The sequence below is a fragment of the Nocardioides cavernaquae genome, assembly GCF_003600895.1.
In the GTDB taxonomy this organism is placed as follows: domain Bacteria; phylum Actinomycetota; class Actinomycetes; order Propionibacteriales; family Nocardioidaceae; genus Nocardioides; species Nocardioides cavernaquae.
On the sequence record NZ_QYRP01000002.1, the window covers coordinates 3,382,842 to 3,397,075 of the forward strand.

16 protein-coding genes are annotated in these 14,234 nt (G+C 69.7%); 5 read left to right on the plus strand and 11 right to left on the minus strand.

Annotated elements, in window-relative coordinates; genetic code table 11:
• Positions 1–3: 3 nt before the first annotated feature.
• From era to D4739_RS16330, 9 genes are all read right to left on the minus strand, one after another.
• On the minus strand, positions 4–1,002 hold the full coding sequence (era, locus tag D4739_RS16290; RefSeq protein WP_120061577.1) for a GTPase Era: 999 nt from the start codon (positions 1,000–1,002) through the stop codon (positions 4–6).
• A complete protein-coding gene (locus tag D4739_RS16295) occupies positions 999–1,805 on the minus strand; it encodes a siderophore-interacting protein (protein WP_120061578.1) in 807 nt (268 codons plus the stop codon). The genes era and D4739_RS16295 overlap by 4 nt, the downstream gene beginning before the upstream one ends.
• 20 nt (positions 1,806–1,825) lie before the next feature.
• Positions 1,826–3,109 (minus strand): class I SAM-dependent methyltransferase, encoded by a 1,284-nt coding sequence (locus D4739_RS16300; protein WP_120061579.1) that lies wholly within the window; start codon positions 3,107–3,109, stop codon positions 1,826–1,828.
• Complete coding sequence (locus D4739_RS16305; protein WP_120061580.1) at positions 3,106–4,509, minus strand: FAD-binding oxidoreductase; 1,404 nt, start codon at positions 4,507–4,509, stop codon at positions 3,106–3,108. The genes D4739_RS16300 and D4739_RS16305 overlap by 4 nt, the downstream gene beginning before the upstream one ends.
• A gap of 50 nt (positions 4,510–4,559) precedes the next feature.
• Positions 4,560–4,919, minus strand: a complete 360-nt coding sequence (locus tag D4739_RS16310) for a cytidine deaminase (protein WP_120061581.1) — start codon at positions 4,917–4,919, stop codon at positions 4,560–4,562.
• A gap of 14 nt (positions 4,920–4,933) precedes the next feature.
• Positions 4,934–6,238, minus strand: coding sequence for a hemolysin family protein (locus D4739_RS16315; RefSeq protein ID WP_120061582.1), 1,305 nt, complete (start codon positions 6,236–6,238; stop codon positions 4,934–4,936).
• Entirely contained in the window at positions 6,238–6,714 is a 477-nt protein-coding gene (gene ybeY / locus D4739_RS16320) for an rRNA maturation RNase YbeY (protein ID WP_120061583.1), read from the minus strand. Before ybeY ends, D4739_RS16315 begins: the two co-directional genes overlap by 1 nt.
• Positions 6,711–7,772: a PhoH family protein gene (locus tag D4739_RS16325; RefSeq protein WP_120061584.1), complete on the minus strand. Its 1,062-nt coding sequence runs from the start codon at positions 7,770–7,772 to the stop codon at positions 6,711–6,713. Before D4739_RS16325 ends, ybeY begins: the two co-directional genes overlap by 4 nt.
• A gap of 68 nt (positions 7,773–7,840) precedes the next feature.
• Positions 7,841–8,200 (minus strand): histidine triad nucleotide-binding protein, encoded by a 360-nt coding sequence (locus D4739_RS16330; RefSeq protein WP_120061585.1) that lies wholly within the window; start codon positions 8,198–8,200, stop codon positions 7,841–7,843.
• A 128-nt stretch (positions 8,201–8,328) separates the two neighbouring features.
• On the opposite strand from D4739_RS16330, the gene D4739_RS16335 reads away from it, so the two are divergent.
• The 5 genes from D4739_RS16335 to D4739_RS16355 all read left to right on the plus strand — a co-directional run bounded on the left by D4739_RS16335 (position 8,329) and on the right by D4739_RS16355 (position 12,800).
• Positions 8,329–8,856: a SigE family RNA polymerase sigma factor gene (locus D4739_RS16335; protein WP_220699318.1), complete on the plus strand. Its 528-nt coding sequence runs from the start codon at positions 8,329–8,331 to the stop codon at positions 8,854–8,856.
• Positions 8,853–9,998, plus strand: coding sequence for a Gmad2 immunoglobulin-like domain-containing protein (locus D4739_RS16340; RefSeq protein ID WP_120061587.1), 1,146 nt, complete (start codon positions 8,853–8,855; stop codon positions 9,996–9,998). The genes D4739_RS16335 and D4739_RS16340 overlap by 4 nt, the downstream gene beginning before the upstream one ends.
• A gap of 146 nt (positions 9,999–10,144) precedes the next feature.
• A complete protein-coding gene (locus tag D4739_RS16345; RefSeq protein ID WP_120061588.1) occupies positions 10,145–10,636 on the plus strand; it encodes a hypothetical protein in 492 nt (163 codons plus the stop codon).
• A gap of 112 nt (positions 10,637–10,748) precedes the next feature.
• Positions 10,749–11,795 (plus strand): winged helix DNA-binding domain-containing protein, encoded by a 1,047-nt coding sequence (locus D4739_RS16350; RefSeq protein ID WP_147384974.1) that lies wholly within the window; start codon positions 10,749–10,751, stop codon positions 11,793–11,795.
• Positions 11,796–11,933: 138 nt separating this feature from the next.
• Positions 11,934–12,800 (plus strand): hypothetical protein, encoded by an 867-nt coding sequence (locus D4739_RS16355; RefSeq protein ID WP_147384975.1) that lies wholly within the window; start codon positions 11,934–11,936, stop codon positions 12,798–12,800.
• Here D4739_RS16355 and D4739_RS16360 read toward each other — a convergent pair.
• Entirely contained in the window at positions 12,790–13,413 is a 624-nt protein-coding gene (locus D4739_RS16360; RefSeq protein WP_120061591.1) for an FMN-binding negative transcriptional regulator, read from the minus strand. The genes D4739_RS16355 and D4739_RS16360 overlap by 11 nt on opposite strands.
• Before the next feature lie 73 nt (positions 13,414–13,486).
• Positions 13,487–14,227, minus strand: a complete 741-nt coding sequence (locus tag D4739_RS16365; protein WP_120061592.1) for a 16S rRNA (uracil(1498)-N(3))-methyltransferase — start codon at positions 14,225–14,227, stop codon at positions 13,487–13,489.
• Between the last annotated feature and the right edge of the window lie 7 nt (positions 14,228–14,234).

A 14,234-nucleotide genomic window follows, 5' to 3' on the forward strand; every position in this document is an offset into this window, starting at 1 on the left:
CGTTCAGAAGCCGAGCTTGCGCAGCTGGCGCGGGTCACGCTGCCAGTCCTTGGCCACCTTGACGTGCAGGTCGAGGTAGACCGGCGTGCCCAGGATCGCCTCGATCTGCTTGCGGGCGGCCATGCCGACCTCGCGCAGCCGCGCACCCTTGTGGCCGATGATGATCCCCTTCTGGGAGTCACGCTCGACGTAGAGGTTGGCGTGGATCAGCAGCAGCGGCTTGTCGGCCGGCCGGTCCTCCTTGAGCGCCATCTCCTCGACCACGACGGCGATGGAGTGCGGGAGCTCGTCACGGACGCCCTCGAGAGACGCTTCGCGGATCAGCTCGGCGACGATCGCCTCCTCGGGAGCATCGGAGAGCTCGCCGTCGGGATAGAGCATCGGGCCCTCGGGAAGCAGCCCGACAAGCAGCTCCTCGAGCAGCTTGACCTGGCTGCCGCCGACCGCGGAGACCGGGATGATCTCGGCCCACTCGGTGCCGGTGGTGCGGCCCAGCTCGGCGATCGCGAGCAGGTGCTCGCCGATCTGCTCGGGCGTCGCGAGGTCGGTCTTGGTCGCAATCGCGATCTTGACCGTCTTGCGGACCTTGGCCAGCTCGTTGACGATGAACGTGTCGCCGGGACCGATCTTCTCGTTGGCCGGGAAGCAGACCGCTACCACGTCGACCTCGGCCCAGGTGGTCTTCACGAGGTCGTTGAGCCGCTCGCCGAGCAGCGTCCGCGGACGGTGCAGGCCGGGGGTGTCGACCAGGATCAGCTGGGCGTCGTCGCGGTGGACGATGCCGCGCACGACCGTGCGGGTGGTCTGCGGCTTGCTCGAGGTGATCACGACCTTGGAGCCCACGAGCGCGTTGGTCAGCGTCGACTTGCCGGCGTTGGGACGCCCGACGAAGCTGACGAACCCGCTGCGGAAACCCTCCGGGCTGTTGCCGTGCAGCGGTCCCGACGGGGCCACCCCGGTCACGTCGAAGTCGCGGTCCCGCTCGTTCAGGTGGTCGCTCATGGGTTGGCCTCTCGTGCTGCATCGTCGCGGGCCGCGTCGTACGCAGCCCAGATCTCGTCGTCGGTCTTGCCCTGGGCCTTGCCCTCGCGCCAGATCGGCCCGGGGTCGATCGCTCTCGGTTGGCGCTGGTGGCCACCGCCTCGCCAGTAGCCCATCACGTCGTACGCCGAGGTCGGCAGCTTGACCTCGCGCATCAGGTGCTTGCGGATCGCCCGCATCTGCGCGGACTCCCCCGCCATCCAGAAGTAGCCGTCGCCCGCGGGCCACTCGATGCCCTCGACGATGGCGGCCGTGGCGGTCTCCACGTCGTGCGGGATCGGCACCCAGGTCACGGTGGCTTCGACGTAGTCGGGCAGCGGGCCGTCGGGGATCTCGGCCCACGCTGTGACCGGGACCCCCGGGTTGGACTCGATGATCCGCGCCATCGCGGGAAGGGCGGTGAGGTCACCGACGAGCAGCAGCCAGGCCGCCTCCGCCGGCATGGCGAAGCTGCCCTTCGGCTCGCTGATCGTGACCGTGTCGCCGACGCAGTCGCCAGCGGCCCACTCGGTGACCAGGCCGTGCTCGTGGACGACGACGTCGAGGGTGAGCTCGTGTGCCAGGTCGTCCCACGAGCGCACCGTGTAGTAGCGGGTCTGGAACTGGCCGGGGACGGTCAGCGCCACCCACTCGTCGGGGATGCCCGTGCTCGCGAAGGCGCCGTCGACTCCGGGGCCGAGGGCCAGGACCAGCCGCACGAAGTGATCGGACAGCTGCTCGCGGCGGATGACCTCTGCCGGGAACAGTGCTGCTCGGGTACTCACCGGCCAAGGTTACCGGCGGATCACCAGTTCGGACGAAGCGGGAAGGCCGGGGTGCCATGGGCGTCGGTGCGTGAGGCGAGCACGTGGTGCAGCTGCAGGTCGTTGCGCTCGAACGCGATCCGCGACCCGGCGAGGTAGATGCCCCACACCCGCGCGATCTCCTCACCGGCGTCCTGCACGCAGACCTCCCAGTGCTCCACCAGGTTCCTGGTCCACGCCTCGAGGGTGAGCGCGTAGTGCTCGCGCAGGTTCTCGACGTGCTGCACCTCGAGGCCCGCGGCCTGCGCCTCGGTCGTGATCCGGCCAACACCGGTCAGCTCGGCGTCGGGGAACACGTAGCGGTCGATCACCGGTCCCGTCGGTTGCAGCCGGTTGTGCGGACGGGTGATGCAGTGGTTGAGCAGCCGGCCGCCCGGGCGCAGGCGGTCGCGCAGGAACATGAAGTACGCCGGGTAGTTGCGCACGCCGATGTGCTCGGTCATGCCGATCGAGCTGACCGCGTCGAAGCCGCTCTCCGGCACATCGCGGTAGTCGAGGTGCCGCACCTCGGCCAGCTTGCCGAGGCCCTGCTCCTCGATCGCACGCCGTGCCCAGTCGGCCTGCTCCCGGGCGAGGGTGACCCCGAGCGCGTGCACGCCGTACTCACGGGCCGCGAAACGGACCATGCCGCCCCAACCGCAGCCCACGTCGAGCAGGCGGTCGCCGGAGCGCAGGCCGAGCTTGCGCGCGATCAGGTCGTACTTCTCGTCCTGCGCCCCCTCGAGGGAGGCATTGCGGCTCGGGTAGACCGCGCAGGTGTAGGTCATCGATGGCCCGAGCAGCTGCTCGTAGAACTCGTTCGACACGTCGTAGTGGTGGCGGATCGCCTCGGCGTCACGGGTGCGCGTGTGCAGCAACCCGTCCGTCGTGCGTCGCCAGCGCGGGACGCGCTCCACGGCGGGTGGTTCCGGCGGCCGGAGGTGGCTCATCCCCAGCGCGCGTAGCAGCCGGAGCCCTTCAACCACCCCCGGTCGCCGAAGCTCGAGGCGACTCATCAGCAGCGCGACCACCGGGTAGGGATCGCCGGGGTGCACGCCGTCGACCTGGAGGTCACCGCTGACGTAGGCACGCATCATGCCGAGCTCGCCCGGCGCCGTGAGCAGATAGCTCAGCCCGCGCTCGTTGCGCAGGTGCAGCCCGTAGGGGCTGGCCGGATCACCTGTGCTGCTGCCGTCGTACGCCGAGAAGCGCACCCGCAGCGGTTCGCGGAGCAATGACCCGAACGCATCGCTGATCGTCATCGTGCGGGTCAGGGTCTGGCTCATCTGCGATGCACCGCCTTGTCGTAGAGGGAGGTCAGTCGATCATCGGGATCGTGCCTGGCCTTGACCGCGGCCAGGTGCGGTCCGTCGTAGAGCCGGTCGAACGTCTCGCGGTCGTAGAACGCCTCGCTGTAGAGGCTCTTGTGCCCGTCGAGGTCGGCGACCTTGGCCTCGATGGCACGGTTCAGGGGTGCCTCGGGAGCTGTGGGCCCGACGGCGACGGCGCCCCAGAACCCGACGTTCACATAGGTGGTGTGCGGCTCGAGCGGGTACGTCGGCCAGGGACGCCCGGCTCTGGTGTCGTCCCCACCGGGGCCCTCCGCGCGGCGGAGTCGCAGCGGGCAGAGCCACACCGGTCGCATGCCGACCTCAGCGTCGAACCAGAACAGGAACTCGGCCAGCCGCTCGAGGGGCACCTCGACGTCCTGCACCACCCGCTCGGCTTCCGGGCGGCCCGCACGGGCGTCGAGGCGCGCTGCGATGCCGAACCTGCGGTCCAGCGCCATCATCCGGTGGTAGACGTCCGACCGGCGCAGTCGCCGCGGCCAGACCGCCCGGGCGACCGGGTTCTGTGCGCCGAACGCCCGGCTGCACCAGAACCAGTCGGTGTCCCAGCGCCAGAGGTAGTCGTGCATGGTCAGCAGATCGGTGTCGCGCTCCTGCAGCGAGCGGTAGAAGACCGACTTCCCCGTGTAGTCGGACGGCTCCACGCCTTGAGGATCGTCAGCCCAACGGGCCAGCGTCAGGACCGCCTCGTGCGGGCTGAACACCACCCCGTCGAGTCCGTGCACCGGCTCGGCGTCCCAGCTCGCCGTCTCGACGATCTCGTGCACCGTCTTGGTGAGCAGCTCGAGATCATCGAAGCGGAGGTGACGCAGGGCGGCGTAGCGGGGCGCCGGCTCGAGCTCGATGCGCAGCCGTGTCGCGTAGCCGAGTGAGCCGTAGGAGTTGGGGAACGCATCGAAGAGCTCGTCGCCCGGACGCGTCGTCAGGACCTCGCCGGCGCCGGTCAGCACGTCCATCTCGAGCACGCTCTCGTGCGGGAGTCCGTTGCGGAAGCTGGTCGCCTCGATGCCGAGGCCGGTCACCGCGCCACCGAGCGTGATGGTCCGCAGCTGGGGAACCACGAGCGGAACGAATCCTTCGGCCAGCGTCGCCGAGACCAGGTGCTCGTAGGTGCACATGCCCTGGACCTCGGCGACGCCACCGATCTGATCCACCTCGATGACGCCACCCAGACCGGAGACGTCCAGCCCGGGTGCTCGGGTTGCGTCACGAGCACGGAACAGGTTCGAGGTGCGCTTGCGCAGGCGAACCGGCGCATCGGGCGGAATTGCCGCGTATGACCTGAGCAGTCGCGCGACCCCGTCCCGGTGCCGGTCCCAGCCAACCGGAGCGCTCACGTCTTCGACGTTACGCCGCGGCTCCGGGGAGCGTCACTGCCCAGTTGGGCTCAGGCGCGGAGCTTGCCGGCCGGGTCGGCGAGGTGCACGACGACGTCGTCGCCGGCGAAGTCGCTGATCGCGGCAGCATCGGGTTCGGTCAGTGCTTCGGCGTCGCCCAGGACCACCACCGCTTCCAGACCGGCCGAGCCGGAGGCGACGGCCATGCCGATGCAGACCTGGACAGCCGACAGCTGCAGCGACGGCAGGTCGACGGTCGCCGCGGCATAGGTCCGCCCGTCGGTGTCGCGGACGGCTGCGCCCTCGGCGGCACGCGTGCGGGCGCGCGTCGCGCGGGCGAGCACGACGAGCTTGTTGTCCTCCGCGCTCAGGGCTCGGGCCTTCGGTTCCGGGGTGATCGGGTCAGCCATGGCGCCAAGCCTAGTCACAGCTCGGCGGGCTCCGGCTCGTCGGCTTCCAGCTCCCCCAGGCGGCTGATCACGACCGTGCCGATCCGCTTGCGGCGCCCCGTCGCGGCCTCGGCCTCGAAGCGCAGCCCGTCGGCCACGACCGAGGACCCGGCGATGGGTACGACGCCGAGCAGCTTGGCGAGCAGGCCACCGACCGAGTCCACCTCGTCGTCCTCGAGGTCGACGCCCTCGAAGAGCTCGTCGAGGTCCCCCAACGGGAAGCGCGAGGGCACTCGCACGGAGCCGTCCTCGAGGCGCTCGACGTCGCCCCCGGCCGCGTCGTACTCATCGGCGATCTCGCCGACGATCTCCTCGAGCACGTCCTCGATGGTGACGATGCCCGCGGTGCCGCCGTACTCGTCGACGACGATCGCGATGTGCTGGCGGCGGGCCTGCATCTCGGTCAGCAGGTCGTCGGCGGGCTTGCTGTCCGGCACGTAGTGGGCCGGCCGCAGCAGCGTGTCGATGCGCTGGGTGGTCTCGGAGTCGGCGTCCTCGAAGACCCGACGCGAGACGTCCTTGAGATAGGCCAGGCCGAGCACGTCGTCGAGGTTCTCGCCGACGACGGGGAGTCGCGAGTAGCCGCTGCGCAGGAAGAGCGACATGGTCTGGCGAAGGTTCTTGTGGCGCTCGATGAAGACCACGTCGTTGCGCGGGACCATCACCTCGCGGGCCGTGGTGTCGCCGAGCTCGAAGACCGAGTGGATCATCCGGCGCTCGCCCTCCTCGATGACGCTCGAGGCCTCGGCGAGGTCGACCAGCTCGCGGAGCTCCGTCTCGGAGGAGAACGGCCCCTCGCGGAACCCGCGACCCGGAGTGATCGCGTTGCCCAGGAGGATCAGCAGCTTCGGCAGCGGGCCGAGCACGCGCGTCACGACGAGCAGCGGCGCGGCCGACAGCAGCGCAACAGCGGCCGAGTGCTGGCGCCCGATCGTGCGCGGGGCCACGCCGATCATCACGTAGGAGACGAGGATCATCACGGCTGCGGCGGCCAGCAGCGCCTGCCACCATCCGCTGATCCAGTCGATGGCGAGGTGCGCGACCAGGACCGTGGCCGCGACCTCGCAGGCGATCCGCAGGAAGAGGACGGTGTTGAGGAACCGTGGCGGGTCCTCGAGGATCTGCAGCAGCTGGCCCGAACCGGTGCGGTGCTCGGCCGCGATCTCGTCAGCGCGTGCGCGAGAGAACGACGCCAGCGCGGCGTCGGCAGCCGACAGGGCGCCAGCCGCGACCACCAGGGCGACGGCTGAGATGAGCAGCCAGAAACTCGCGGGCTCCATCAGGAGCTCACGCCGGCACGAAAGGCAGCGAGCAGCTGGTCCTGGAGCGCGAACATGACGCGGTGCTCCTCCGGCTCGGCATGGTCGTAGCCGAGCAGGTGCAGGATGCCGTGGACCGTGAGCAGCTGCAGCTCCGCCTCGGTGGAGTAGCCCTCCTCGCCCGCGGCACGGCGCTCGGCTGCCTGGCGGTCGGCGACCGCGGGGCAGAGCACAAGGTCACCGAGCACGCCCTCCTCGGGCTCCTCGTTGACCAGCCCGGGCCGCAGCTCGTCCATCGGGAAGGCGAGCACGTCGGTCGGGCCCTTCTTCTCCATCCACTTCTCGTTGAGAAGCGCGATGGTCGGCTCGTCGACCGCCTTGATGCAGAGCTCGGCGAGCGGGTGCACCCGCATCTGGTCCATGACGAACCGCGCCAGCGACGAGGTGGCCACCACGTCCAGCGGCAGGCCCGACTCGTTGAGCACCTCGATGGTCAACGCTTTGCTCCATTCTTCAGTTCGGCGGCGGCTTCCGCGGCCGCGTCGAAGTCGTCGTACGCCGCGACGATGTGGCCGACCAGCTTGTGACGGACGACGTCGTGGGCAGTGAGCCGGTTGAACGAGATGTCCTTGATGCCGTCGAGGATGCCCTCGACGACGCGCAGGCCGGACTTCACGCCGCCGGGCAGGTCGGTCTGGGTGATGTCGCCGGTGACGACGATCTTGGAGCCGAAACCGAGGCGGGTGAGGAACATCTTCATCTGCTCGGGCGTGGTGTTCTGCGCCTCGTCGAGAATGATGAAGGAGTCGTTGAGGCTCCGGCCACGGAGATAGGCGAGCGGCGCGACCTCGATGGTGCCGGCGGCCATCAGCTTCGGGATGATCTCCGGGTCCATCATGTCGTGCAGCGCGTCGTACAACGGGCGCAGGTAGGGGTCGATCTTCTCGGTCAGCGTGCCGGGCAGGAAGCCGAGGCGCTCCCCCGCCTCGACGGCCGGGCGCGACAGGATGATCCGGGTGACCTCCTTGCGCTGGAGCGCCTGCACGGCCTTGGCCATGGCGAGGTAGGTCTTGCCGGTGCCCGCGGGGCCGATGCCGAAGGTGATCGTGTTGTTGTCGATCGCGTCGACGTAGCGCTTCTGGTTGAGCGTCTTCGGGCGAATCGTGCGGCCGCGGTTGCTCAGGATGTTGAGGCCGAGCACGTCGGCCGGCTTCTCGCCAGCCGCCTGGCCGGCACCGGACCCGGCCTCGTCGCGAAGCATCGTGATGATGCCCTCGACGGTCTCGTTCGCGACGTCCTGACCGGTCTGGATGATCGCGATCAGCTCATCGATGAGCCGCTCGACCAGCGCGAGTTCGTCCGGAACACCATGCAGCGTGATCTGGTTGCCGCGCACGTGGATCTCGGCGTCGAACTCGCCCTCGAGGATGCCGAGGAACTCGTCGCCGGTCCCCAGCACCTTGACCATGTCGATGCTCGGCGGCACGACCACGGTGTGCCGGGTGGGGCGGGCGCCGGACTGGCTGCTGGAGGGGTCGCGCGGGTTCTCTGTCATGGGTGAAGTCAATGCTAGATCACCCACACCGACCTGCGCGCCCGCGTTCTCCACCGCGGGGCCCGGGCTCAGCCCGGAGGCCACTCCAGCGACCGGCCACCCAGCAGGTGCAGGTGTGCGTGGAAGACGGTCTGTCCCGCAGCGGGTCCGGTGTTGAAGACCATGCGGTAGCCGTCGTCGAGGCCTTCCTTCTCCGCGATGTCGCGGGCAGTGGCGATCATGTCGGAGGCGGCAGCAGGCGCCCAGTGGGCGACCTCGGCGGCGTTCTCGTAGTGGTCGCGTGGCACCACGAGCACGTGGACCGGCGCCTGCGGGTTCACGTCGCGGAACGCGACCGACAGCTCGGTCGCGTGCACGATCTCGGCCGGGATCTCGCCAACCGCGATCTTGCAGAAGATGCAGTCCTTGTCGGGCTCCGGTGCGCTCATGCGCTCAGCCTAGGGACCCGCCCCCTACCCGTGTCGACCCCTACCGGGCAGTAGGCGGCCCAAACGAATGATCCTCAGGGGCGTGTAAACCTCCGGTGACGGCCGCGCGTGCAACTAGCGTGACCACTGTGGCCCTTGAACCCGCGCTGACCGCCGATGAGGCGGTCGGGCAGCTGTACGCCGCTCACTGGCGACGGCTGGTGCGGCTCTCGATCCTTCTCGTGCACGACCAGGGCCTGGCCGAGGAGATCGTGCAGGACGCGTTCGTCGCGCTCCACGGTCGCTGGTCGCGGCTGCGCGCCCCCGAGGCCGCCGCGGCGTACCTCCGGCAGACGGTCGTCAACCGCTCCCGCTCCGCCCTGCGGCACCGCAAGGTGGTCGACCGGTACGTCGCGTCCCAGCGCCTGCCGGATGTCGGACCCGACGCGGGAGCCGGTGTCGAGGCCGAGGCCCGGCGCGACGCGGTGTTCGCAGCCCTGCGTGGACTCCCCCGCCGACAGCGCGAGGTGATCGCGCTGCGCTACTACCTCGACCTCTCCGAGGCCGACATCGCCGAGACGCTGGGCATCAGCACCGGCGCCGTGAAGAGCCATGCGTCACGAGGGTCAGCAGCCCTCCGCGAGCGCCTGGCCGAGCAGCTGGAGGACCTCCGATGACCGGCCAGAACAGCCCCCGTCCGGGCTCTCAGCCCGACGAGCAGCTCGCGAAGCTCCTCCACGACACCGTCGACGCCATCGTGCCCCAGCACGGCCTCGACGCCATCCGTTCCCGCACGTCCCACCCCTCCAAGGAGAGCACCATGTCTGTCGCCCGTACCTGGCTTCTCGGCGGCCTCGGCGGCGCCGTAGCCACCGCCACCGTGATCGGCGGGGTGTGGTTCGCCTCCAGCAACCTCGGCAACGACGACCCCAACCCGGGTCCCGTCGGCACTCCGACCGCATCGGTGGACCCGACCGACTCCGGATCTCCGTCCCCGTCGGACTCCGCGTCGCCCAGCAAGACCCCCGACAGCACCGCCGGCCCGAAGCGCGCCGTACCTGTCTACTACGCCGGCGAGACCCCGTCCGGCCTGCGCCTCTACCGCGAGTTCCACTCGTTGCCCGGCGTCTCAGGCGGCAGCGAGGGCGACGTCACGGGAGCCGACTCGGCCGCGAAGGCTGCTGTCTCGCACACGCCGCTCGACCCCGACTACCGCAGCCTGTGGCCCGAGGGCACCGAGGCCGACGTCTCCGACGCGGGCGACCAGCTGATCGTCAACCTGGTCGCACCCGGCGGCGGCGCAACCCTGCACGACCGCCCGTCGTCGATGACCGCTGAAGAGGCTCAACTGGCCATCGAGCAGGTCATCTACAGCGTCCAGGCTGCCTTCGGAAAGGGTCGTGTGCCGGTCCAGTTCCTGCTCGACGAGAAGCACTCCGACCAGGTCCTCGGCCAGCCCGCCTCCGAGCCGCTTGCGGCCGGGCCGGTCCTGGAAACGCTGTCGCACGTGAACCTGACCTCGCCTGCCGAGGGCGACGAGATCACCGGCGATTCGCTGGCGGTGTCCGGCGTTGCGAACTCCTTCGAGGCCAACGTGGTCATCCGGTTGCAGCGCTATGAGGGCACGGCGATCGCGTTCCAGAAGCCGCTCACGGCGGAGGGCTGGATGGGCGAGAAGCTCTTCCCGTTCTCCGGCTCGTTCGACATCTCGGATGTGGCACCCGGCAAGTACACGCTGCACGCCATGACTGACGACCCGAGCGGCGGCACCGAGGGTCCGGGCGCCTTCAGCGACACGAAGGTCATCACGATCAAGTGATCCGCTGATCTGAGGCTCGCGACACAGGTTCGGCCCAGAACCCCGCGACACGCTGTGCACCTCCAGCGAGTCGCGGGGTTCTGCGTTGAATTGGTGTCGCCTCCGATGGAGGCACCCGCCCTCGGCGGACCGCCTACGATCGAGCCATGTCCTCGCTGCTCCCGAGCGCCCGCGCCGCCCGTCGTGCCGTCGGGTCGTGGTGCGCACACCACGCCGTGGCCATCCTCATGGGGATTGCTCTACTCGGGCTGGTCGGAATTGGTGTTGTGTGGCTGGGCGCGCCGCGAGCTGACGGAGCCGTCGCGACACTCTCCGGATTGTTGATCACCTGGGCGCTGATCCAGTTGCTCGGGCGTGCATTTCCTGCCCCCGACTGGCGATTCGCAGCCGTGCTCGGCACCGGCTTTGTCGTTCTCACGAGCGCCTGGATCGGGCTGGACTGGGAGCCCGCCCATTTCCCGGCGCTGTTGCTGTTCCTGTGCCTCCTTATGAAGGAGCCCCGCTCGACGAAAAGCCGGCGATCACCGCGCCAACCAGCGCTGGAGGAACGGATCGAGGAGCAGCGGGCGCGCGAGGAGCGCATCCGCCGCGTGTACCCGGAGGAGTTCCGTCCGGTCCCCTGGGAAAGGGTCGACTAGGGCCACCTGCCAGCTCAGGTCACCGCTACACGCCGCGGGAACGGCGTGCCTGTGGCAGTTGCGCTGAGAAGTGGTTGCCCTCTGTGTCGGTGCCGGGTGGCAGGCTGACCTCGTGCAGCTGACCACCCGCGACCTCAACCGCACCCTGCTCGCGCGCCAGCACCTCGTGGCGCGGACCACCTCGCCCACGCACGACATGGTCGAGCACCTCGTCGGGCTCCAGGCGCAGGAGAACCTCCCGCCGTTCCTCTCGCTCGCAGCCCGACTCGAGGACTTCGACCCGTACGCCGTGACGCGCGGCCTGGAGGACAAGTCCCTCGCCCGGCTGGTCACCCTCCGCGGCACGATCCACCTGCTCACCGCGGACGACGCGTTGACCCTCAGGCAGTGGACCCAGCCGTGCCAGGAGCGCGAGCGCAAGGCCAGCCAGACCGTCCGGCCCGCAATGCACATCGAGGGCGAGGAGTTCACTCAGGCCCTCGACAAGGCGCTGGCGGACGGACCGCTGCCGATGAAGCAGCTCGGCGAGGTGCTCGCGGCCTCGTTCCCCGACGCACCTCCCAACGCTCTGGCGCACCTCGCCCGCGTCACCCAACCGCTCGCGCAGCTGCCTCCGCGCGGTGCGTGGAAGCAGTCGGGCGGCGTTGTCCTGCAACGTGTGGACCGTTGGCTCGAGCGACCGCTCCTCTCCCCCGATCCGGCCGCGATCGTGCGGCGCTATCTGCGGGCCTTCGGTCCGGCTTCGACAGCCGATATCGGAGCCTGGTCCGGGCTCACGGGCATGGCCTCCGTCGTGGCCTCGATGCCCGACCTCGTGCAACACACCGGCCCTGACGGCAAGGCGCTGTACGACGTCGCGGACGGCGTGATCACTGCCGGAGAGACACCCGCACCGGTCCGGTTGCTCGGCACCTACGACAACGTGTGGCTCTCCCACGCCGCCCGCGACCGAGTGACTGATCCGGTCAAGCGCAAGAGCTGGATGGGCACCAACGGCGGCATGGCCAACACGGTCTTCCTCGACGGGATGCTCGAAGGACTGTGGCGCGTCGAGGACGGGCGGCCGGTGGTCGTCGAGTTGTTCCGGACGCTCAGCGTGACCGAGCAGCGCGAACTCGATGACGAGCTCGCCCGGGTGGCCGACCTTCTCTTCCGATGAGCTTTCGCTGACCTCAACACATGTTGAGCCCCCTCAGGTTGCCCGAGACCTCCTGATTTCGGTCGGTACCTGCAACAATCCGAGCGCTGGTCGCGGAGGGCGACCAGCGTCTGCCGCGGGACCCTGGGGAGGGAAACCATGAGCACAGATGTGAAGCAGCATGATTTCGTAGGACGCGATGTTGCCGCGATCGTGGCGTGGAGCATGATCGCGATGGGCTTCCTGGCGGGAGTCGCCGGGCTGGCCACCTTCGCGGGGAGCGGGGTCAGCGAGCACGTGTTCGCCTGGGGCTTTGCGAGTCCGCTGGGCGCTGCGCTGTTCGGGGCGTGCCTGCTCGGCGCCGTGCCGCTGCTGGCCAGCGCCTCGCTCAAGCCGTCGTGGGAGCAGGCGCGGATCGGCTTCCTGCCGGCGATCCTGCTCGTCGTGGGCCTGGCGGCGGTGACCGTCGCCCACCGTGACCAGCTGACGTTCACCGGAGGCATCGTCGCGGTCTTCATGGCCCTGGCATGGCTGGCCTTCACGGTCGCGCTGTCGGGTGTCCTGCTGGTGGGGCTGGTGGCACAGCTGCGCGAGCCGTCGTTCCCGCTCGACCGGACGGCGCCCATCCCGCGCTGGTCGGTGCCCTTGGTCGCGCTGCTGGGCGCGGCGTACCTCGGTCTCGGGCTGGGCCTGCTCGTCGAGCCGTCGTTCTGGGGTCCGCAGCTGCCGTTCGAGGTGTCGGTGCTCGACGCACGGGCCCTCGGCGTCTGGGCGCTGGCGATCGGGGCGACGATGCTCGGCGCGCTCGCCGAGGATGACCTCGACCGCGCCAGCCCCGGCCTGATCGGCGTCACCGCCATCGGGCTCCTCGCAGTCCTCGCGGTCATGTGGCGGCATGGAGATGTCGACTGGTCAGCGGGCATCGCCACGCTGCTCTTCGTCGTACTCATCGTCGCCCTGCCCGCGACCGGCCTGATCGGTCTCGCCCTGCGCAAGCGAGCCGGCGCCGCCGGGCTCACGGGTTGAGGTCAGACTCCATCTGATCCGCCATCGTGGCGTTGCCACGGCTGGGCTCTGCTCGCAGCCCGGCGACCACGCCTGCGCGGTCGTGGTCCGAACGGTTCTGGCTCCGCTTGGCCTTCGCCTCGATGCCGGTGATCTCGAAGTCGATCCCGACGATCGCCTTGAGCATCTGCGCTACGTAGGTCTCGGGTGCGTCGCTGACGGCCCACGGCTCTTCGCGCACACCTTCGTGGAGGTCGGTCAGCTCGGTCACCGCGGCCAGCAACCACTCCGGCTCACGGCGCACGGTCACCCGGCCGGTGAAGTGGATCGCGTCGTAGTTCCAGGTCGGTACGACGCGGCCGTGCTCGGCCTTCGCGGCGTACCAGCTCGGCGAGATGTAGGCCTCGGGGCCGGTGACGATCGCGAGGGCCGGGGCGCCGTCGACGATGGATCGCCAGTGTGGATTGGCGATCGCCAGGTGGAAGATCAGGCGCTCGCCGGACCAGATCACCGGAAGGCGCGAGGCTTGCGGAAATCCGTCGCTGCCTACGGTGATCAGCTCCGCGGATCCCACTGACGCCACGAGCGAGCGGAGCTCAGCGTCAGGCATGCGGTTGAAGGGCGGGACGTACACAACGTCAAGGTAGCGCCGTGTCGACGCCGATGTTGCGCCGTGTCGACGCCGATGTTCCGCCGTGTCGACGGAGTCAGGCCCAGCGCGGGGTGCGCGCGAGCAGGGCAGCCACCGCGGCGACACCGGCCGTCGACGTGCGCAGCACCTCGGCACCGAGCTTCACGCCCTGCACGCCAGCTTCAGCGAACGCGGCAAGCTCCTCAGGCGAGAGCCCGCCCTCGGGCCCGACGACGACCACGATCGAACCAGCCGGCGGGATCGACAAGGACGCGAAGGACGCAGGCCCCTCCTCGTGCAGCACGACAGCCAGGTCAGCAGCCGCAACCAGTGAGACGACGTCAGCAGTCGACGCCATCGGCTCAACGACAGGAAACCACGACCGTCGTGCCTGCTTGGCGGCCTCACGTGCGGTGGCGACCCACTTCGCATGGGACTTGATCGCGCGCTCGCCGCGCCAGACGGCGACGGACCGGGACGCCGCCCACGGCACGATCGTCGCGACGCCGATCTCGGTGAGCACCTCGACCGCGAGCTCGCCGCGCTCGCCCTTCGGCAGGGCCTGCACGACGGTGATCCGCGGCGACGCGGGCTCCTCCTCGCGCACCACCGAAACAGCCACCGTGAAGACCCGCTTGCCAGTCTCGGCGACCGCTCCGGTCACCGAGAGGCCCGAGCCATCCGTCAGGACGACGGACTCGCCGACCGCCAGGCGGCGCACCGCCACTGCGTGATGGGCCTCGTCGCCCGTCACCTCGACGACATCACCGACGGCAACGCCGGCCAGCGAAGGCACGAGGTGGACGGGAAGCGACATCGCTCAG